Source organism: Streptomyces pseudoechinosporeus, from assembly GCF_054783935.1.
This window is the reverse complement of record NZ_BAAGPS010000021.1, coordinates 1-19,864: the sequence shown is the minus strand read 5'-3', so window position 1 is coordinate 19,864 and position 19,864 is coordinate 1. Positions and strand designations below refer to the sequence as shown.

Sequence of the window (19,864 nt, the reverse complement as noted above, 5' to 3'; positions counted from 1 at the left end):
CCGCCCCGCGACGGGACCTCCACCCCTGTCTGGTTACGCGGCCCTGGGTAACGGGGCCGCCGTGTGCGCCGAGTTCGCGCCGAGGTCTGTCAGCAGGGCCGTTGCCGCGCGGTGGCCCGAGTGCAGGGCGCCCTGGACCGTGCTGGTGTCGCGGTGGTCGCCGCAGACGTAGAGGCCGGCGAGGAGGCGAACGGGGCGGCGGAGGTCGTGCGGGGGCGGCATCGCGGGGACGGCGTCCGGGGTGTGGTGGACGGCGAGGAGCTCCCAGCGGAGCGTGGACGTGCCGTAGAGCTCGGCCAGGTGGGCGCGTACGACCCGGTCGACGTCCGGAGGCGGTGCGCCGAGGATCGTGGACGAGACCAGGGCGCGGCCCGCGGGGGCGCGGGACGGGTCGACCTCGCTGAGGACGGCGGTGTGGGCCACCGGGCCGCGACGGTCCGCGTCGAGGAGCAGCCCCGCTCCGGCCGGAGGCACCTCGTCGGGCGTGTGGTGCACCACCGTCACCGGGTGGAACGGCGGCACCCGCAGGCCGGGCAGCAACTCGGCGGCGGCGCGGGCGCCGGTCGCCAACAGGATGGCCCGGCAACGGAGTTCGCCGTGCTCCGCGGTGCGTACGGATGTCGTGGACACGGACGTGACCTGCACGCCGGTGCGGACCGTCCCCGGCGGCAGAGCGGCGGCGAGCAGCTCCGGCAAGGTGTCGGCGCCGCCCTCCGGCACGCACAGCCGTCCGGCGGCGAAGGCGCGCAGCGCGAGGTCCGCGGACCGGCTGGACATCGTCAGATCCGGGTCGCAGAGCAGCGCGGCCAGCAGCGGTCGCAGAAAGCCCTCGACGGTACGGGCGGGCATTCCGCGTGCCGCCAGCGCGTGACCGGCCGGCCGGTCCGGTCGCGCCAGCAGGCGCTCCACCGGGGCGGCGGCGATCCGACCGAGCGCGGCGGCGAGCCGTGCCTGGTCGACGGCGCCGCCGAGCGGTGGGAAGGCCCGCGACAGGGCGGGGACGGCGGCCTGTGGCGCCTGGGTCACGGCGCCGACGGGCGACGGCGCCGCCCGACGGGCGGCGCGCGGCCTCCGGGGGGCGGCCACAAAGGCGCGTGCCGCGCCGAGTGCGCCCCTTGCGCCCCCGGCGCTCGTTACGCTCCCGGGCTCGGCCGCCCGGTGCGTACGGCCGTCGGCGTGGACGAGGACGCCTGGTGCGAACGGGCGCAGGGTCAGGGCGTCGAGACCCGGAGTGAGGCGTAATTCCGGGTACGCGGTGGACAACAGCCGGCCGATCCGGTCGAGCCGGAAACCGTCGACCTTCTCGGTCGACATACGGCCGCCGACGTAAGGGGCGGCCTCCAGGACTACGGTCGTTACTCCTGCGCTGGTCAGCCGGTGGGCAGCCGAGAGTCCCGCGACCCCGGCTCCCACTATGACGACGTCCGCCTGATAAGCGGGCTCAAGCACGTGCCCCTCCTCGAGGTCGCGCGGCTCCTGGGGACGTCATGCCCCCGACACGCTTCCGGAATTCCGGAGTTTCTGGACGAGAGTAGGGCGCGGGACGCTCCGCGGGGGTCGCGCATAAGCAGGGCACGGGCGCACGGGGGCGCTCCGCTGGGGGCGCGGTTTGAAGCTGCGGGTTGAGTGTGGCTGGTCGCGCCGTTCCCCGCGGGGTGCCTCCGGCGGTGGGGCGGCTGCGGGTGCGTGGTGGTTGCTCGCGCCGTTCCCCGCGCCCCTTTGGGTCCGTGGGTGGGTCGGGGCCGTGGGCCGGTGCGTCAGCCCGTCGCAGGCCGGGCGTACGGCCCTTTGCTGGTACACGGTCCTGGTTCTCCGAGACCGGACCTAAGCGACGGGCATACGACGCACCGGCCCACGACCCCTCCCGCCGGGGGGAGGCTGCGGGCACGTGGTGGCTGGTGAGCATGGTGGCGGGCGGTTCCGGGAGCGCCCCTTCAGGGGCGCGGGGAACTGCGCGACCAGCCACGACGCACCCGCAGCCGCGACACGGCGTGTCACCCCCACCCCCTTGCGGGGGCCTGGGGGCGCAGCCCCCCGTTTCGGGAAGGGGCGGGCCTGGGGAAAGAAACCCCTCCCACCCCAGCCCCCGCGTACCCGCACCGGAATCAGCCCCGGGCCGCCGCCCTGATCGTCTCCTCGATGCCGGGGAACGCGAAGGCGAAGCCCGACTCCAACAGCCGGGTGGGGAGCACCCGTTGGCTGCCCAGTACGTCCCCGGCCATCTCGCCGAGTGCGAGCCGCAGTGCGGGTGCGGGCACCGCGAAGAGGGTGGGCCGGTGCAGTACCCGGCCCATCGCCGCTGTGATCTCGCGGTTGGTGAGCGGCTGTGGAGCCGTCAGGTTGAAGGGGCCCGACAGGGACTCCGTGTCGAGCAGGTGCCGCAGTGCGGCCACCTCGTCGTGCAGTGCGATGTAGCTCCAGTACTGGCGTCCGTCGCCCAGCCGCCCGCCGAGCCCCGCCTTGAAGAGCGGGAACAGTCGTCCCCAGGCGCCGCCCTTGGCGGACACCACCAGTCCGGTGCGCGCGAAGACGGTCCGTACACCTGCCTCCTCGGCCGGAGCCGCCGCCTCCTCCCACTCCACGCACAGCGAGGGCAGAAACCCGTCCCCGGGCGGTGAGTTCTCGTCCACGGCCCGTTCGCCGGTCTCTCCGTAGAAGCCGATCGCGCTGCCGTTCACAAAGACCCGCGGCAACGGGGAGAGGGAGGCGGCCGCCTCCGCGAGCGCCGCCGTGCCGAGCACCCGGCTGTCGCGGATCTTCCGCTTGTACGCGTCCGTCCAGCGGCGGTCGCCGACGCCGGCCCCGGCGAGGTTCACCACGGCGTCGCACCCGGTGAGCCCCGCCGCGTCGACGTACTGCCGCTCGGGGTCCCACTCGACCTCGTCCTTCGTCCGGGGCGTACGGCGCACGAGCCGCACCACCTCGTGCCCGTCCGCGGTCAGCGACCGCACCAGTGCCGCACCGATGAGACCGGACGCCCCGGCCACGGCGATTCGGGAAGCTGTCATGGCCCCATCCTCCGCCAACAGCCCGCAGAGCATCTCGCCGAGGGGTGCCGGAAACACCGGACGACAACTCGCACCCCCGCCGTACAGTGACCTCCATGCCCGCCTTGCACATACGCCCCGCCAGCTACGACGACGAGGACGCGCTGGGCCGGCTCGACCGTGCGACCTGGTCGTATCTGCACGCGGTCCGGCCCCGGGAAGAGCCGCCGTACGAGCCGTTCTTCGGTGACCGCTACGGGCCCCGCGACCATCTCGTCGCGGAGCTGGACGGACGCCTCGTCGGCTATGTGCGCCTCGGTTTCCCCACCCCGCTCGCCTCCAACGCACACGTACGGCAGATCCAGGGCCTCGCCGTCGCCGAGGAGGCACGCGGCTTCGGCGTGGGCCGGGCGCTGATCCGCGCGGTGATCGCGGAGGCCCGCCGCCAGGGCGCCCTGCGCATCTCGCTGCGCGTCCTCGGCCACAACACCCCGGCCCGCAAGCTGTACGAGTCCGAGGGCTTCGTCGTGGAGGGCGTCCAGCCGGGGGAGTTCTACCTCGACGGGAAGTACGTCGACGACGTGCTGATGGGCCGCAGTCTCTGAGCCTCCGTCAGGGAACAGGCGCTGGGACCCGTCAGCGCGTGACCAGGCTCAGGACGTGACCAGGTCGCCCGTGTCCACCGGTGTCGACGACCTCGCCGCCTGCGCCGCGTCATCCGCGACCTCGTCCGCGGTCAGGACGTAACCCGTCTCGTCGTCGCTCGTGGACCGGGCGAAGACGACCCCGTACACCTTGCCGTCCGTGGTCAGCAGGGGGCCGCCGGAGTTGCCGGGCAGCACCGTGGAGCGGATGGAGTAGATCTCGCGGGTGACGGTGTCGGAGCCGTAGATGTTCTGGCCCGTGGCCTGGATCTTGTTCGCGACGGTGGCCGCCTGGAGGTCGAGGCCGCCGTCCTGCGGGTAGCCCGCGACCACGGCCGCGTCGCCGCGGGTCGCGCTGGTGTCGAAGGGCAGTACGGGGGCTTCCAGGCCCGGTACGTCGAGGACGGCGACGTCCTTGTCGGGGTCGAAGAGGACGACCCTCGCCTCGTACGCCCGGCCCGTGCCGCCCACGCGTACGGTCGGCTCGTCGATGCCCGCCACCACGTGGGCGTTGGTCATCACATGCTCGGAGGCGTAGACGAAGCCGCTGCCCTCGCGGCCCTGGCCGCCCGCGACGCCCTCGACCTTCACCGAGGAGCGCGTCGCGGCCCGGGTCGCCGCCGCGGTGACGCTGTCCCCGGAGGGCTTGGCGACGCTCGTGGCCGGCTCGCTCTCGAACGGGTTGAAGACCTGCGGGAACCCTGCCTCCGTCAGCGCCGAGGTGGCGCGGGAGAACCAGGCCGGGGTCGTCTCCGGCATCACGTCCTGCACCGCGCCGAGCAGCGAGGAGCCGCGGATGGCCTGGCTGAGGACGGGGGAGGCGGACGCGGCGAGCACGCTCGCGGCGACCCAGGACACCACCAGGACGGCCACCGTGTTGGCCGCGGCTCCGCCGACTCCGTCGGCGATGCGCAGCGGGCCTTGGTCCAGCTCGCGGCGCAGCCGCAGGGCCAGCCGCCCCGCCAGCTCGTGCCCGACCACGGCCGGCACCAGCACGGTGAGCACCGCCGTGATCGTCGCCGTCGTGGTCCCCGGCGACACCAGGTCCATCATCCAGGGCAGCACCCATACGCCGATGACCGCGCCGCCCACGAAACCGGCCAGCGACACGCAGCCCGCCACGAGCCCGCGCCGGTAGCCGGACGCCGCATAAACGAGGATCACCAGCAACAGCAGGATGTCGAGCAGGTCCACGGAGCGCCCTTTCTCTTGGACCCCTCAGTACGCGCGCAGCGGGCCCAGTGATCAAGCACGCGCGCGTGGAGCCCGCAAATCGGCCACGCGCGCATGGGAGTCGCCGCGTCCTCCCGGGGATGACCCCTGGGATCCCCAGCCGGAATCCGTACACGTGCGTGGAACCTAAGAAACGTGCAGGGCCCGGGCGTTGGTTCCACCGGGTGGCACAGCACACATCGCGGAAGGCACGGGTGTCCCGGAGAGTGGGCCTCATGCGTGTCTTCCGTGCACCGCTTGCGCGTCTGCCGCGTGCGGTGCGGGTGGCCCTGGTCTGTCTGCCCGGCCTCGCGGCCGTCATCGCGCTGGTCCTCTGGGCCATGGGCGCCGACCGGACGCCGTCGGGTGCCGGACGGCCCGCCACGGCGCGGACCCCCGCGGGACACCGCGCCGAACGGCCCGCCATCGTGCCCAGGGAGCACTGGCTCGGCGACGCCGCGTACACGCGCCCGCCCACCCGGTACGCCGACCGCGTCCTGGCCGTGTTCGTGCACCACACCGACTCGCCGAACGACTACGACTGCGCCGACGCGCCCCGCATCATCCGGGACATGTACGTCGGTCAGGCCGGCGGCCGGCAGTGGGACGACATCGGCTACAACTTCCTCGTCGACCGCTGCGGCACCATCTACGAGGGCCGGGCGGGCGGAGTCGAGCGGCCCGTCGTCGGGGCGCACACCCAGGGCTTCAACATCGGTACGACGGGGATCGCGGCGATCGGCACCTTCACCGCCGGAGTGCCGGTCCCACAGGCCATGACCGACGCCATCGCGGCCGTGGCCGCCTGGAAGCTGGGCCTCAGCGACATCGACCCGCGCTCCCCGGTCCGGCTGGTCTCCACGAACAGCATGAGCAGGTACCGGGCAGGCACACCCGGGACCTTCGCGGCCGTCGCGGGCCACTCCGACGGCTACTACACCGCCTGCCCGGGCGAGGCCCTGACGGCCCGTCTCCCCGCGATCCGGGAACGGGCGGCCCACCTCCAGGGCAGGCGGTAGCTCACAGGTACGCCACAGCCGACTCACCGAACACCCAGAGCCACGCCTTCTAGCGTCGTGGCACGCACTGACTGGAGGTGGGGATCATGAACAGTCACCAGAACGAGAAGCAGCGGCAGTCCCGGCGGACGTCCCTGTGGACGCGGGCCGTACGAAGCCCCTGGACCGTGGCCTGTGTGGTGGCCGCCGTCGTGGTGGGGCCCTCCGCCGCCACCGCGTCCGCCCTCGACCGCGCCAACGCGGCACCCCCGCACAGCGCCCCGAGGACCGGCTCGTACGCCCCGGAGACTCACCGGCACCTGCCCGGCCAGTAGCTCCCCAGTAGCTCTCAGTCCGCGAACCGCTCCCACAGCCGTGGAAAGCGTTCCGCCAGCACCTTCTGGTTCTCGAAGTCGATCGGTGTGCCCGTCGGCTCCGGGGGCGCGGGCGGGATGCCGAGGTCCGGGGCGGCGGTGCCGGTGAGCTGTTCGTACGCCTCGTCGGCCGCGTAGCCGAGCTCCTCGCCGTCGCCGTCGACCTCGTCGTCGAAGTCGGGCAGGAGCTCGGCGAGCTGGTCGGGATCGTGCACGGCATGTTCGTACACCTCCCGCCCCTGACCGATCAGCCAGCAGCGGAAGTAGTCGAAGGCGTCGTCGCTGGCCCCGTCGAGGAGGATCCAGGCGGCGCCCCAAAGGTCCCAGGTGTAGGCGCGGTTGTAGCGGGCCTCGAAGTGACGGGCGAAGTCCAGGACCGAGTCCGGGTCAAGGCCGATGAGCCGTTCGACGAGCAGGTCGGCCTGCTCCTCGGGGTCGCCCTCGGCGGCCTCGCGGGTCGCGTCCACCAGCTCCCAGAACTCCGTCTCGTCCATCACGTGCACCAGCATCGGGCCTGTACCCGGCCCGCGCACCTGGGCGCAGGCAGATCGTTATGCGCGCACATGCCGACGGAAAACCCGATGGAAAGCCAGACAGCAGCTGTCGGCTTTCGGCGGGATGCTCGGCGTATGGAGAACGCACAGCCACTCAAGGGAAAGATCGCCCTGGTCGCGGGCGCCACACGCGGCGCCGGGCGGGCCATGGCGGTGGAGCTGGGACGCGCCGGGGCCACCGTGTACGTCACGGGACGCACGACCCGTGACCACGTCAGCGAGGTCGGCCGGTCCACCGAGACCATCGAGGAGACCGCCGAACTGGTCGACGCGGCGGCCGGAACCGAAGGCCGGGGCACCGCCGTGCCGACCGACCACCTGGAGCCGGAGCAGGTACGGGCCCTCGTCGCCCGCATCGACCGGGAGCAGGGCCGTCTCGACATCCTCGTCAACGACCTCTGGGGCGGCGACGTCCACCTGGACATGGGGGCGAGGGAGCAGCCGAAGATGTGGGAGATGGACCTCGACAAGGGGCTGCGGGTCATGCGCCTCGGCATCGAGTCGCACATCGTCACCAGCCACTGCGCCCTGCCGCTGCTGGTCCGCAACCGCGGCGGCCTGCTCGTCGAAGTCACCGACGGCACCGAGGAGTACAACCGCACCACCTACCGCAAGCCGTTCTTCTACGACCTCGCGAAGATGACCCCGATCCGCATGGCGTACGGCCTCGGCGAGGAGCTGAAGGACTTCGGCTGTACGGCCGTCTGTCTCACACCGGGCTGGCTGCGCTCCGAGGCGATGCTCGACTCCGCCTTCCACGTCACCGAGGAGAACTGGCGGGACGCCTGCGCGCAGGCCCCGCACTTCGCGATCTCCGAGTCGCCCACGTACATCGGACGGGCGCTGGCCGCGCTCGCCGCCGATCCCGAGGTGGCGCGCTGGAACGGGCAGTCGCTCTCCAGCGGAGGCCTGGCCCGGGAGTACGGCTTCACGGACGCCGACGGCTCGGCGCCCGACGCCTGGCGCTATATCGCGGAGGTCGAGCAGGCGGGCAAGCCCGCGGACGTCACGGGCTATCGGTGACCTGCGCGTCGTAGTACGCCGCCGTCCGGGCCGCCGCCCGCGCGAAGCGATTCCGCAGCCCGGACGGCTCCAGGACCTCCACCTCAGGGCCGAGGGCGAGGAGTTGGGTGTACGCCACGTCGTGCGACTCGACGGGCAGCATGAGCGTCACCCGGCCCTCGCCGTCGGGCGGCCCGGCCGCGGCCAGCGCCTCCTGCGCGGAGAGCGGATCGACGGCGTACCTCAGCTGCCGCCTGCCGACCTCTGTCAGCCGTACCACCACCGTCGCCCGCAGGATCGAGCGCGCGAACTGTGCCGCGCGCTCCGCCCAGAAGCCGGGCAGGTCGAATGCCTCGTCGCGTACGAAGCGCTCGTCGCCGCTCTCCACCGCCGTGAACCGGTCGATGCGGTAGACGCGAAAGGAGCCGGGGTTCGTCACGCGGGCGCACACATACCAGACGCCGGCCTTCAGCACGAGGCCGTACGGCTCCAATTCCCGCTCTACCTCCGCCTCTTGGCGCCGGTAACGGGCGATGATCCGGCGGTCGTCCCACACCGCCTCCGCGACGGCGGGCAGCAACTCGGGCGTCTTCGGCTCGGCGAACCAGGCGGGCGCGTCCAGATGGAAGCGCTGCGCCGCGCTGTGCGGGGCGTCGCGCAGGGACGGCAGCAACGCCGCCGACACCTTCAGCCGCGCGGCCGAGGCGGCGTCCTCGAGCCCCATCTCGCGCAGCGCACCGGGCACTCCGCTCAGAAACAGCGCCTCGGCCTCGCTTCTCGCGAGCCCGGTGAGCCGGGTCCGGTACCCGCCGATGAGCCGATACCCACCGGCCCGCCCCCGATCCGCGTACACCGGCACCCCCGCCTCCGAAAGCGCCTGCGCATCGCGCGTGATGGTCCGCTCGGACACCTCCAACTCCCGTGCCAGCTCGGCGGCGGTCATGGAGGGGCGGGACTGGAGGAGCAGCACCATCTTGATGAGGCGGGCAGCGCGCATACAGCCATCATGCCGGGCGGCACTGACAGCGAAGGGGCACGGCAGCCGCCGTACCCCTTCAATGCAGGCCCGTTCCTACAGGCCGTACTTCTCGCGCGCTTCCTTCACCGCGGTCGCCTTGACCTCGCCGCGCCGCGCGAGCTGGGCGAGGGCCGCGACCACGATCGACTCGGCGTCGACGCCGAAGTGGCGGCGGGCCGCCTCGCGGGTGTCCGAGAGGCCGAAGCCGTCGGCGCCCAGCGAGGAGTAGTCCTGCTCGACCCACTGTGCGATCTGGTCGGGGACCTGGCGCATGTAGTCGGACACCGCGAGGACGGGGCCCTCGGCACCGTGCAGCACCTGACGGACGTACGGCACCCGCTCCTCGCCCCGCAGCAGCGCCGCGTCCGCCTCCAGGGCGTCCCGGCGCAGCTCCGTCCAGGACGTCGCCGACCACACATCGGAAGCCACGCCCCACTCCTCGGCGAGCAGCTTCTGGGCCTGAAGCGTCCAGTGGATCGCCGTGCCGGAACCCAGCAGCTGGATGCGCGGCGCGATGGGGGTCCCCCCGGGCTCGAGCGAAGCCGAGAGGTTGGGGGAGGCGGCCACGTTCAGCCCCGCCGACTCGGCCGTGTTGAAGCGGTACAGGCCCTTGACGATGCCCTCGTCGACGCCGGCCCCAGAGGGCTTCGCGGGCTGCGGCAGGGGCTCGTTGTAGACGGTGAGGTAGTAGAAGACGTTCGGGTCCTCGCCCGGAGCCGCCTCGCCGTACATGCGGCGCAGGCCGTCCTTCACGATCGCCGCGACCTCGTACGCGAACGCCGGGTCGTAGGTCAGCGCCGCCGGGTTGGTCGCCGCGATGACCGGCGAGTGGCCGTCCGCGTGCTGCAGGCCCTCGCCCGTCAGCGTCGTACGGCCGGCCGTCGCGCCGATCAGGAAGCCGCGGCCGAGCTGGTCGCCGAGCTGCCACATCTGGTCGGCCGTGCGCTGCCAGCCGAACATCGAGTAGAAGATGTAGAACGGGATCATCGCTTCGCCGTGCGTGGAGTACGCGGTGGACGCGGCGATGAAGTCGGCCATCGAACCGGCCTCGGTGATCCCCTCGTTGAGGATCTGGCCGTCCTTGGCCTCCTTGTAGTACATGAGCTGGTCGCGGTCGACCGGCTCGTACGTCTGCCCCTTCGGCGAGTAGATGCCGAGGGAGGGGAAGAGGCTCTCCATGCCGAAGGTGCGCGCCTCGTCGGGCACGATCGGCACCCAGCGCCTGCCCGTCTGCTTGTCGCGGACCAGGTCCTTGACCAGGCGTACGAAGGCCATGGTCGTCGCCACGTTCTGCGAGCCGGAGCCCTTGTCGAACGCGGCGAAGGTCTTGTCGGCGGCGGCAGGGAGGGGTGCCAGTGCGTGTGTGCGGCGAGCGGGGGCCGGGCCGCCGAGGGCCGCGCGGCGCTCCTGGAGGTAGCGGACCTCGGGGGAGTCGGCGCCCGGGTGGCCGTACGGAACGACGCCGTCCACGAACTGCGCGTCGGAGATGGGCAGTTCGAGCAGGTCACGCATCTGCTTGAACTCGTCCGTCGACAGCTTCTTCATCTGGTGGTTGGCGTTCTTGGACGCGAAGCCCTGGCCGAGCGTGAAGCCCTTGACCGTCTGGGCGAGGATCACCGTCGGCGCGCCCTTGTGCTCGACGGCGGCCTTGTACGCGGCGTACACCTTGCGCGCCTCGTGACCACCGCGGGACAGGTGGAAGCACTCCAGGATCTTGTCGTCGCTGAGCAGCTTCGCCATCTCGACGAGTGCCGGGTCGGTGCCGAAGAAGTCCTGGCGGATGTAGGCGGCGTCGCGGGTCTGGTACGTCTGCACCTGCGCGTCCGGTACCTCGCGCAGGCGGCGTACGAGCGCGCCCGTGGTGTCGAGCTGGAACAGCTCGTCCCAGGCGTTGCCCCACAGCGACTTGACGACGTTCCAGCCCGCGCCGCGGAACTGGGCCTCCAGCTCCTGCACGATCTTGAAGTTCGCGCGGACCGGGCCGTCGAGGCGCTGGAGGTTGCAGTTGATGACGAAGGTCAGGTTGTCCAGGCCCTCGCGGGAGGCGAGCGCGAGTGCGGCCGTGGACTCGGGCTCGTCCATCTCGCCGTCACCGAGGAACGCCCACACGTGCGACTGCGAGACGTCCTTGATGCCGCGGCTGGTGAGGTAGCGGTTGAAGCGCGCCTGGTAGATGGCGGAGAGGGGGCCGAGGCCCATCGAGACGGTGGGGAACTCCCAGAGCCAGGGGAGGCGGCGCGGGTGCGGGTAGGAGGGGAGGCCGTTGCCGCCCGCCTCCTGGCGGAAGTTGTCGAGGTGCGTCTCGTTCAGCCGGCCGTCGAGGAAGGCGCGGGCGTAGATTCCGGGGGAGGCGTGGCCCTGGATGTAGAGCTGGTCGCCGGAGCCGTCACCCTCCTTGCCCTGGAAGAAGTGGTTGAAGCCCGTCTCGTAGAGCCAGGCCGCGGAGGCGAAGGTGGCGATGTGGCCGCCGACGCCGTGTTTCGCACCCCGGGTCACCATCGCGGCCGCGTTCCAGCGGTTCCACGCGGTGATACGGGCCTCCATCGCCTCGTCGCCGTCCACGGTGGGCTCGGCGGCGGTGGGGATGGTGTTGACGTAGTCGGTCTCAAGGAGCTTGGGCAGCGCGAGACCGCCCGCCTCCGCGCGCTCCAGCGTGCGGCGCATCAGATATGCGGCGCGGTGCGGCCCGGCCGCCTTGGTGACGGCGTCCAGAGAGGCCCGCCACTCGGCGGTCTCCTCGGGGTCGCGGTCCGGGAGCTGGTCGAGCTCGCTCGGCTGGATAGCGGTGGGGTCGGTCATTGCGCCGCCTTCCGGATACGGAGGGGGCACGTGAAGGGGGTTCCTTCGACGGTCTCCCTCAGCGGTAAGGGGTGGGATGTGCCCTTTGTCTTTGGCAGGACAGGGCGGCGGGCTGTGGTGGCAGCCCGTCGGCGACTGTAACTCCCTGATCGATGATCGATCAAAGGGTTGAAGCCCAAAAACTCCCGATGTCGAGAAATTGGCATGCCGTGCCGCCGATTCAGGCACGGGGTGCCGCGTTTTCCCTGCTCACCTGAGTCGTAGGCGGCTAGCTTGGGCGGCTGGTGGGGAGCTGAGGCGGGCTTGCGGGCAGCGCGCGGGCCCCTTGGAAACGCCGAACGCCGGTGGGATCCGTACGCAGAACGCAGCGTTCTGCGTACGGATCCCACCGGCGTTCAAGACGGGCGCGGGCGCCTCGGCGTCATGCGGTCGCTGTCTGTGCGGGCTTCTCGCCCTCCGTCTGCTCGGTGGTGGAGGAGGGCTCCTTGCGCTCCTCGCGTTCGGTGCGTTCCCGCTCGATGCGTTCGTGTTCCTCGCGTTGGCGTGCGGACTGCTCTCGGGTGATCACTTCCGTGGCGGCGCCGACGGCCACCGCCACCGGCCAGCCGATGGCCCCGGCCGCGGTCATGCCGCCGAGGACGCCGTAGAACGCCAGCTTGCGGGGTGAAGGGAGCAGTGAAGTGGCCGCGGAAGTCGCGGTGGTGGCCACGGACGCGGCTGCGGAAGTGGCCGTACGGACATTGGGCAGGCGAATCTTGGAGAAGGCGTCGCCCGGGGTTACGTACGGGATGGGGACCGTGGCGTGCGCGGTGTGCAGGTGCACCACCTTGCCGCCGGTCCGCTTCTCCTTGTCCTGTGCCTCCTGAGCGCCGGTCTCCTCGGCCTGCGTCTCGGCCGGTTGCTGTTCTTGCTGGGGCTCTTCCTGGGACTGTGGCTCGACGTCTGGGGGATTCATCTCCGCCCTCCCGTGCTGGAAAGCGTGAGTCGATGGTCTCCTCGGACCGCCTTCCATGCATACGGGCCGATAAACCCTCCAAACGGACAAACTTGCCCAGGGGGTTCAGAGCCCGCGCCAGCGGTCAGGCGTCGACGGTCAGGCGTGGGCGGTCAGGCGGGGGCCGCCATCGGACGCCCGCTCGCGGCGAACGACTTCCAGAGCTGCATGATCAGGCGTAGCAGAACGGCCTCGATCAGGGCGACCGCCACCTGGGTCAGGATCGTGCTGAGGATCTGCGGCATCGCGAGCCGCCTTTCATGTGGGCGTGCGGGGTTATGGCTCCTTTGTGCGCCCCGACGTCATCCGGCAGGCTGCCCCAAGGTGACCTGCGCGTGAATATCCCCTTGCGGTCAGGTCAGGTCAAGCCCTCTCGTCGGCTTACCGCCCCATCCGCGCAACCGCACCGGCCGTGCCCTGCGCCACGGCGGGCACCAGAACCGAGCCCACCGCCGACGCCACCGCGATCGTCCAGCCCACCGGACCCAGCGGCCGGCTGCCGAAGAAGTGGCTGAGGCCGGGCACACTCACCACCACACCCAGCACCACCAAGGACCCCACCACGGCCGCGGCGACCACCGGATCGCGGCCCGCGTCCTGCAGCGTCTGGAGCAACTGGGACCCCACCAGGGCGACCAGGGCGACGGAGTCGGCGTGCGCCCGGGTGCCGGTCGCCCGGGCGGTGATCCAGGCGACGGTGGCCGCCGCCGTGGTGACGGCGGCCCGCAGCCGGATGTGCCGGATCAGGGCCTTGCCGAGGGAGACCTCCGGGCCCTCCGCGAGCAGCCGGCCGGTCTGGCCGGCGGGCGGGCGGGCGGCGATGGCCATGGCGGGCAGCATGTCGGTGAGCAGGTTGACCAGCAGGAGCTGGCGCGCGTTCAGCGCGCTGCGTCCGGTGAGCAGGGTGGTCGCCAGGGTGAAGACGATCTCCCCCAGGTTGCCGCCGAGCAGGATGCCCAGCGCCTTGCGCACCGAGGCCCACATGGCCCGGCCCTCGACGAAGGCGTCGACGATGGTCTCGATGCGGTCGTCGGTGACCACCACGTCGGCGGCGGCGCGGGCCGCCGGGGTGGCCCGGGAGCCCAGCGCGATACCGACGTCGGCGATCCGGATGGCGGGCGCGTCATTGGCGCCGTCGCCGGTGACGGCGACGATCCGGCCGGCCGCGCGCAGCGCGGTGACGATACGGACCTTGTGCGCCGGGGTGACCCGGGCGTACACCGTGATTTCCGGCAGCGTCCTGGCGAGCGCCGCGTCGTCCAGGGAGTCCAGCTCCGCCCCGGTCATCAGCCGCGGCTCCTCCTCGGGGCGCAGTTCGCGGGCGATCGCGGCGGCGGTGCTGGGATGGTCGCCGGTGAGCATGACGATACGTACCCCTGCCCTGGTCAGCCGGTCCACGCTCTCGGCCGCCGTGGACCGCACCGGATCCGCGAGGCCCAGCAGGCCCAGCAGACTCAGCTCGCCGACGTCCTCGTCATCGAGCGACTCCGGCGACTCCGGCGACTCGGGGGCACCCGTGGGCAGCACCCGTTCAGCGACCGCGAGGACCCGCAGACCGCGCCGCGCCAGCCGGTCGATCTCCGCTTCGATCTCCTCCCGTACCCGCTCGTCGAAGGGCTCGGGGGCATCGTCCCGGCGGATGCTGACGCAGCGGGCCAGTACGACCTCGGGTGCGCCCTTGACGACGATCCGCGTCTCGGAGTCGGACCGCCCCAGCACGGCGTGGTAGCCGCGCCCCGGCTCGAACGGCAGCTCCGCAAGGCCCTCCCAGGAGTCCGCGCCGAGCCCGGCGGCCCGGGCGGGAGGGGCACCGAGCAGTTCGGCGCCGGCCGCGATGGCACGGTCGGTGGGGTGGGCGAGCGTCGCGGCCCGACCCGGCGGACCCGCAAGGGCGGCCGTGGCGACGATGCGGCGCAGCGGCGGGGTGAGCCGGTCGGGCGGACGCTCCTCCCGGGCGTCGGACACTTGCTGGAGACTGATCCGGCCCTCGGTGAGCGTGCCCGTCTTGTCGAAGCACAGCACATCGGTACGCCCCAGCGCCTCGATGGTGGAGGCGCTGCGTACGAGGGTGTCGCGGGTGGACAGCCGACGGGCCGCGGCCAGCTCCGCGACCGTGGCGACGAACGGCAGCCCCTCGGGCACGGCCGCCACGCACAGGCTGACCGCGGACCCCAGGGCGGCGCCCAGAGGCCGCCTGCGCAGCAGGTCGATGGCGAAGAGGAGGACGCCCGCGGCGACGGACAGCGGCAGGAACCAGCGGCCCAGCGCCTTCAGCCGCCGCTCCACACCGCTCTCCGGCGGACCGCCCTCGGGGCCCGCCTCCGCCGCGCTGCCCGCCTCGGTGGCCGTACCGGTGGCGACGACCACGGCCAGCGCCTCGCCGGCCGCCACCGTCGTCCCCTGGTAGAGCATGGACGTACGGTCCGCGACCGTCCGGGCCGCGGTCGGCGCGGCGCTCTTCACGACGGGCAGCGACTCGCCGGTGAGGCTGGACTCGTCGACCTCCAGGCCCTGCGCCCGCACCACCCGGCAGTCCGCCGGGACCGCGTCCCCGGCCCGCAGCTCGATCACATCGCCGCGCACCAGGTGCTCACCGGCCGCCTCCACCGCCTCGGTCCGGCCGGGTCGGCGTACCCGCACCCGCGCCGAGGTGGCCTCGACCAGCCGTTCCGCCGCCTGGTCCGCCTGCTGCCGCTGCACCCCGCCGACCAGCGCGTCGACGCCGAGTACACCGCCGATGAGCACGGCGTCCAGTACGGAGCCGAGCGCGGCCGAGATGCCGCCGCCGATCGCCAGGATGGGCGTGAGCGGATTGGCCAGTTCCTCGGCGACCCTGCCGACCAGGGTGACGGCACCCTCGTGCCGGTCACGGCCCGCGAACTGTCGGCGCCGCGCGGCCTCGGCCTCGTCCAGGCCCCGGGACGAGGTACCGAGCCGGGTCATCACCTGACGTACCGCCATGGCATGCCAGGGCGTACGCTCGGCCGCCGCCGGAGTGGGGCGCCCGTGCAGCCGCCAGCCCGCCCAGAAACCCGCCGCGATCCCGGCGATGGTCACCGCGTCCGTCACCAGGCGGGCCCGCACCCAGGCCCGCGGCCGGGGCACCAGCAGAGCGAGGCCCGAGCCCGCCACGGCGCCGGCGCCCTCAAGCCGGGTGCACAGCCGGCTGATCCGCCGGGCCTCCGGCATGGCCGTCAGCAGGAGGTGGACGACATCGGGCGGGGCGGCGACATCGGCGTCCCACGGCACATGGCGCAGGCCGGTGATCACCCCGATGCCCAGGTCCGCGCGGACGAGGGCGCGCCGGGTCCGGGCCGAGACCACGGCGACACCGTGGCCCTGCGACTGCAGGGAGCGGACCAGGGCGGCCGTACGCCGGTGCCCCGTGCGTGCGGCCTCGCGCAGCCCGAACCGGCGGTGCAGCCCCGGCGGGCCGCCCACCAGCCGCACCTGGCCGCACTCCCGTGCCGCGCGCACCAAGTGGTGGGCGAGCGGATGCAGTTGGGGGGCCAGGGCGGCCACGGCCACCGGCCTGCCCGCCCGCAGGACGAGCACGACCCGCGCGCCCTCCTCGGCCCACTGCCGGGCGAGCGCGGCGGGCTCAGCGGGTACGTCGGCGGCCGGGGCGGCGTCCGCGCCGGTGAACGGCTGCAGCTCCCAGTCCCCCTGCCGCTGTGGCGGCAGGGGCCCGGCGCCGTGCCGAGGGCGCCTCGGCGGACCGTCCGGTTCCATCAACTCGTGGATGCGTGCGTGCAGTTCGTCGTCATCCGGAACGTCCTGCGGGCCGCCGTCCCGAGGCCGGCCATTCAGTGGCGTCACGCCCTCGATCGTCCAGCCGCCGGTGGCCAGCACCCTGGCGTCGAGGACCACCGTGTCGATCCGGTCCAGGCGGCGCACCGCCTCCGGCCGCAGCGCCAGTGCCCCGCGGTCGGAGACCGCGCGGGCCACCGAGGACGCGAACGCCTCCCGGCCGAACCGCGGGCCCCGCGGTGTCCCCGCGATCAGCAGCGCCAGGCTCCGGTCGTGGGTGAGCGGGCCGATCGCGCCCAGCGCGTACGCCGCCAGGGATACCGGAGCCGCCACGTTCGCGTACCGGTCGCCCGGCCCCGGCGGCAGCGGGGCGGGCCGCTCGTACCCCGGCACCGCGTCATGCCGGTACGTCCCCTCGTGCACGGCCAGCCTGCCCGCCCAGTCCTGCCACGCCCTGCGCCGGGCCTGCACCTCCACATACCGGGCTGCGGCCAGCGTGGCGGCCACCGTGGCGCCGAGCGGCCGGAAGGTCAGCGTCGTCAGCAGCAGGTTCGTGATGGCGAAGCCGCGCTCCGTGGCCTTCTCGCCGATCCGGCGGGCCAGCCCGTCGCGCAGGGGCGGCGCCGACTCCACGAGCTGGACTGCCGACATCACCACCGGCGGCAGGCCCCGCAGCCGGAGCCGGTTGCCCACCGTCGCCACCCCCACCGCCACCAGGCTCGCGCCGAGCCGGACGGCCGCCCCGACCGCGGCGCCCGGATCCCCGGGGAAGCCGATCTGGCTCCGCTCCTGGCCGGCCTCGCCCGTCTGCCGGGCGTCCTCGCCCTTCGCCTCCCGGGCGGCGGCGTCCGCCGTGGCGACGAGGCCGGTGACGCGTTCCAGGTCGGTCTCCGCCCCGCAGCCGACGTATACGCAGCCCAGCGTGCCGTTCACCTCGGCACGGCTCACCCCCGGCACCCGCCGCAGCGCGGCCTCCACCTCACGTGCCGCGCCCGCCGTGCCGTGCCGCCCCAGGCGCCGGACCTCGATCTGCACGCCTCCGGGGGTCCGCCAGAGCCGGGGCGCCGACGCCGAGGACCGCAGCAGCGCCGTCGGTAGGGTGGCCAGTCGCTCCGCGCCGGAGCGGACCGTGGAGTACATCGCCGAAGGCAGGAGCACGGACTTGGCGAGCACTGGCAGCAACATGCGGACTCCACCATCGGCCGGCTACGGGCGTGGGCGGCGCCCCGGAGGACGACACGGCTTACACCAGTATGTGCACGCACAGGCGTCTTGCGCCGTGCGCGGGCCCGCTGGATGGGCCAGGGGAGGGAGCGGGGCGGGTGCGGTACCGCGCCCTAGGGAGGCCGCAGGCCTCCTAGGGGCGCGGGGCTGTGTTGATATGCGGCTCCGCCGCGATGGGGGTCCACCGCTCATGGGGGTCCCCCGCTCGAGCGAAGCCGAGAGTGGGGGAGAAGCCGAGAGTGGGGGAGCGACCAGCCACGACGGCGCCGCAGCTAAATCACTGCACCTCCAGCGGAGCGTCTGCGCGCGGAGCGCAGCCCAGCACATGCTCCTTCACCAGGCGGCCGATGTCCGGGTCCCGGCGCCTGAACGCCATGACCAGCGCCTCGTGCTCCTCCGCGTACGACTGCTGCCGGGTGCCGAGCCACCGGATCGACAGGGCCGTGAACACCTCGATGCCCAGCCCCTCCCAGGTGTGCAGCAGCACGCTGTTCCCGGCCGCCCGCACCATCTCCCGGTGGAAGGCCACCGTGTGCCGCACCTGTGCCTCACCGTCGGCCTCGCGGTCCGCCTCGTACAGCGCCGCGACCTCGGGCTCCAGCGCCGAGGTGTCCTCGGCCAGCCGCTGCGCCGCCAGCTCGGCGGCGATCTGCTCCAGACCGGCCCGTACGGGATAGATCTCCTCCAGGTCGGCCGCCGTCAGGCTCCGGACCCGCACGCCCTTGTTCGGCGCCGACTCGATCAGCCGCAGCGCCTCCAGTTCCCGCAGGGCCTCCCGTACGGGCGTCTGGCTGACCTCCAGCTCCACGGCGATCCGCCGCTCCACGATCCGCTCGCCCGGCTTCCAGCGCCCGCTCACGATGCCGTCCACGATGTGCTCGCGGATCTGTTCGCGCAGCGAGTGGACGACGGGCGCGGTCATGAGGGGCTCCTTTGAAGGGGGCGCTGAATCCAATGCTGCGGCCCGAAGGGCCTCGTTGAGGGGCGGTGGTCGGGCGGCGGGCGGGACCCAAGGCGTTGACGTCTAGACAATAAGGCCGAGTTCCCGTCGGAGAGGGGCGTGAAGGGCTGCTTCAGCGCAGGTGAGACCAGCCTTACATGCTGCCAGAGGGCCGCCCGATGTAAAGACCCGTGCGGATGACCCGTACGGACACGACGACGCCCCCGTCCTCCGGAGAGGACGAGGGCGCGTACGTACGAACGGAGTTACAGCCCGAGCTCGACCTCGAACTCGCCCGCCTCCAGGATCGCCTTGACCGCCGTCAGGTAGCGGGCGGCGTCGGCGCCGTCCACCAGGCGGTGGTCGTAGGAGAGCGTCAGGTACGTCATGTCGCGTACGCCGATGACGGCGCCCTCGTCGGTCTCGATGACGGCGGGACGCTTGACCGTGGCACCGATGCCCAGGATCGCGACCTGACCCGGCGGCACGATGATCGTGTCGAACAGCGCGCCGCGCGAACCGGTGTTGCTGATGGTGAAGGTCGCACCGGACAGCTCGTCCGGAGTGATCTTGTTGGCCCGGACCTTGCCCGCCAGGTCGGCGGTGGCCTTGGCGATACCGGCGAGGTTCAGGTTGCCGGCGCCCTTGATGACCGGGGTCATCAGGCCCTTCTCGGAGTCCACCGCGATACCGATGTTCTCGGTGTCGAAGTAGGTGATCGTGCCCTCTTCGACGTTGATCCGGGCGTTGACGGGCGCGTGGGCCTTCAGCGCCTGGGCCGCGGCCTTCACGAAGAACGGCATCGGGGAGAGCTTGACGCCCTCGCGGGCCGCGAACGCGTCCTTGGCCCTGGCACGCAGCCTCATCAGCCGCGTGACGTCGACCTCGACGACCGAGGACAGCTGGGCCTGCTCGTGCAGGGCCTTGACCATGTTGTCGCCGATGAGCTTGCGGATGCGCGGCATCTTGATGGTCTGGCCACGCAGCGGGGAGGCCTCGAGAACCGGGGCCTTCTTCGCAGCGGTGGCGGCCGGGGCAGCAGCAGCGGCGGGAGCCGGAGCTGCTGCGGCGGCCTTCGCGGCCTCGGCGGCGGCGATGACGTCCTGCTTGCGGATACGGCCGCCGACGCCGGTGCCCTTGACGGTGGCCAGGTCGACGCCGTTCTCGGCGGCGAGCTTGCGCACCAGCGGGGTGACGTACGCGCCCTCGTCGGTGGGCTGCGCGGCAGCAGGTGCCGCCGGAGCCGGAATGACGGGAGCGGGCGCGGCCGGCGCGGGGGCGGCCGGAGCCGCTGCCTGGGCCGGAACGGGGGCGGGCGCGGCCGGAGCCGGAGGGGCCGGAGGCGCAGCCGGGGCAGCGGGCTGGGCC

Annotated in this window: 15 protein-coding genes; 4 read left to right on the top strand and 11 right to left on the bottom strand. The window is 72.8% G+C overall.

The window, feature by feature from the left end:
* Positions 1–33: 33 nt before the first annotated feature.
* Together ACYVO6_RS22800 and ACYVO6_RS22795 are read right to left on the bottom strand one after the other, a co-directional pair.
* Positions 34–1,449 carry an NAD(P)/FAD-dependent oxidoreductase gene (locus tag ACYVO6_RS22800; protein ID WP_461063923.1) on the bottom strand — a complete coding sequence of 472 codons (1,416 nt, stop codon included), beginning with the start codon at positions 1,447–1,449 and terminating at the stop codon, positions 34–36.
* 656 nt (positions 1,450–2,105) lie between these two features.
* Positions 2,106–3,008: a TIGR01777 family oxidoreductase gene (locus ACYVO6_RS22795; protein WP_461063921.1), complete on the bottom strand. Its 903-nt coding sequence runs from the start codon at positions 3,006–3,008 to the stop codon at positions 2,106–2,108.
* 95 nt (positions 3,009–3,103) lie between these two features.
* On the opposite strand from ACYVO6_RS22795, the gene ACYVO6_RS22790 reads away from it, so the two are divergent.
* On the top strand, positions 3,104–3,592 hold the full coding sequence (locus ACYVO6_RS22790) for a GNAT family N-acetyltransferase (RefSeq protein ID WP_461063919.1): 489 nt from the start codon (positions 3,104–3,106) through the stop codon (positions 3,590–3,592).
* 48 nt (positions 3,593–3,640) lie between these two features.
* Here the strand turns inward: ACYVO6_RS22790 and ACYVO6_RS22785 are convergent, their stop codons facing one another.
* Positions 3,641–4,825, bottom strand: a complete 1,185-nt coding sequence (locus ACYVO6_RS22785) for a MarP family serine protease (RefSeq protein ID WP_461063917.1) — start codon at positions 4,823–4,825, stop codon at positions 3,641–3,643.
* Between the two features lie 254 nt (positions 4,826–5,079).
* On the opposite strand from ACYVO6_RS22785, the gene ACYVO6_RS22780 reads away from it, so the two are divergent.
* Entirely contained in the window at positions 5,080–5,862 is a 783-nt protein-coding gene (locus ACYVO6_RS22780) for a peptidoglycan recognition protein family protein (RefSeq protein WP_461063915.1), read from the top strand.
* Between the two features lie 86 nt (positions 5,863–5,948).
* Positions 5,949–6,176 carry a hypothetical protein gene (locus ACYVO6_RS22775; RefSeq protein ID WP_461063913.1) on the top strand — a complete coding sequence of 76 codons (228 nt, stop codon included), beginning with the start codon at positions 5,949–5,951 and terminating at the stop codon, positions 6,174–6,176.
* A 14-nt stretch (positions 6,177–6,190) separates the two neighbouring features.
* Here ACYVO6_RS22775 and ACYVO6_RS22770 read toward each other — a convergent pair whose 3' ends face one another.
* A complete protein-coding gene (locus ACYVO6_RS22770) occupies positions 6,191–6,709 on the bottom strand; it encodes a DUF4240 domain-containing protein (RefSeq protein WP_461064042.1) in 519 nt (172 codons plus the stop codon).
* A gap of 135 nt (positions 6,710–6,844) precedes the next feature.
* Between ACYVO6_RS22770 and ACYVO6_RS22765 the strand changes: the two genes are divergently transcribed.
* Positions 6,845–7,792, top strand: coding sequence for an SDR family oxidoreductase (locus ACYVO6_RS22765; protein WP_461063911.1), 948 nt, complete (start codon positions 6,845–6,847; stop codon positions 7,790–7,792).
* On the opposite strand, the gene ACYVO6_RS22760 is transcribed toward ACYVO6_RS22765, so the two are convergent.
* From ACYVO6_RS22760 to sucB, 7 genes are all read right to left on the bottom strand, one after another.
* Positions 7,776–8,768, bottom strand: a complete 993-nt coding sequence (locus ACYVO6_RS22760; protein WP_461063909.1) for a helix-turn-helix transcriptional regulator — start codon at positions 8,766–8,768, stop codon at positions 7,776–7,778. The two genes, ACYVO6_RS22765 and ACYVO6_RS22760, sit on opposite strands and share 17 nt — an antisense overlap.
* Before the next feature lie 75 nt (positions 8,769–8,843).
* Positions 8,844–11,588, bottom strand: a complete 2,745-nt coding sequence (aceE, locus tag ACYVO6_RS22755; RefSeq protein WP_461063907.1) for a pyruvate dehydrogenase (acetyl-transferring), homodimeric type — start codon at positions 11,586–11,588, stop codon at positions 8,844–8,846.
* Positions 11,589–12,009: 421 nt separating this feature from the next.
* The gene (locus tag ACYVO6_RS22750) at positions 12,010–12,543 is read right to left on the bottom strand and encodes a hypothetical protein (protein ID WP_461063905.1); all 534 of its coding nucleotides are present in this window, start codon (positions 12,541–12,543) and stop codon (positions 12,010–12,012) included.
* A 152-nt stretch (positions 12,544–12,695) separates the two neighbouring features.
* A complete protein-coding gene (locus tag ACYVO6_RS22745) occupies positions 12,696–12,827 on the bottom strand; it encodes a hypothetical protein (protein ID WP_461063903.1) in 132 nt (43 codons plus the stop codon).
* 136 nt (positions 12,828–12,963) lie between these two features.
* On the bottom strand, positions 12,964–17,517 hold the full coding sequence (locus ACYVO6_RS22740) for a cation-translocating P-type ATPase (RefSeq protein ID WP_461063901.1): 4,554 nt from the start codon (positions 17,515–17,517) through the stop codon (positions 12,964–12,966).
* Between the two features lie 316 nt (positions 17,518–17,833).
* The gene (locus ACYVO6_RS22735; RefSeq protein WP_461063899.1) at positions 17,834–18,478 is read right to left on the bottom strand and encodes a GntR family transcriptional regulator; all 645 of its coding nucleotides are present in this window, start codon (positions 18,476–18,478) and stop codon (positions 17,834–17,836) included.
* A gap of 284 nt (positions 18,479–18,762) precedes the next feature.
* Positions 18,763–19,864 (bottom strand): 2-oxoglutarate dehydrogenase, E2 component, dihydrolipoamide succinyltransferase (gene sucB / locus ACYVO6_RS22730; RefSeq protein ID WP_461063897.1); only part of this gene is annotated, 1,102 nt, incomplete at its 5' end.

Bases quoted from the DNA above. Each gene is read 5' to 3' on its own strand.
- ACYVO6_RS22760 (WP_461063909.1), bottom strand. From the start codon at position 8,768: ATGCGCGCTGCCCGCCTCATCAAGATGGTGCTGCTCCTCCAGTCCCGC.
- ACYVO6_RS22775 (WP_461063913.1), top strand. From the start codon at position 5,949: ATGAACAGTCACCAGAACGAGAAGCAGCGGCAGTCCCGGCGGACGTCC.
- ACYVO6_RS22790 (WP_461063919.1), top strand. From the start codon at position 3,104: ATGCCCGCCTTGCACATACGCCCCGCCAGCTACGACGACGAGGACGCG.
- ACYVO6_RS22770 (WP_461064042.1), bottom strand. From the start codon at position 6,709: ATGGACGAGACGGAGTTCTGGGAGCTGGTGGACGCGACCCGCGAGGCC.
- aceE (WP_461063907.1), bottom strand. From the start codon at position 11,588: ATGACCGACCCCACCGCTATCCAGCCGAGCGAGCTCGACCAGCTCCCG.
- ACYVO6_RS22735 (WP_461063899.1), bottom strand. From the start codon at position 18,478: ATGACCGCGCCCGTCGTCCACTCGCTGCGCGAACAGATCCGCGAGCAC.
- ACYVO6_RS22745 (WP_461063903.1), bottom strand. From the start codon at position 12,827: ATGCCGCAGATCCTCAGCACGATCCTGACCCAGGTGGCGGTCGCCCTG.
- ACYVO6_RS22750 (WP_461063905.1), bottom strand. From the start codon at position 12,543: ATGAATCCCCCAGACGTCGAGCCACAGTCCCAGGAAGAGCCCCAGCAA.
- ACYVO6_RS22765 (WP_461063911.1), top strand. From the start codon at position 6,845: ATGGAGAACGCACAGCCACTCAAGGGAAAGATCGCCCTGGTCGCGGGC.
- ACYVO6_RS22795 (WP_461063921.1), bottom strand. From the start codon at position 3,008: ATGACAGCTTCCCGAATCGCCGTGGCCGGGGCGTCCGGTCTCATCGGT.
- ACYVO6_RS22740 (WP_461063901.1), bottom strand. From the start codon at position 17,517: ATGTTGCTGCCAGTGCTCGCCAAGTCCGTGCTCCTGCCTTCGGCGATG.
- ACYVO6_RS22780 (WP_461063915.1), top strand. From the start codon at position 5,080: ATGCGTGTCTTCCGTGCACCGCTTGCGCGTCTGCCGCGTGCGGTGCGG.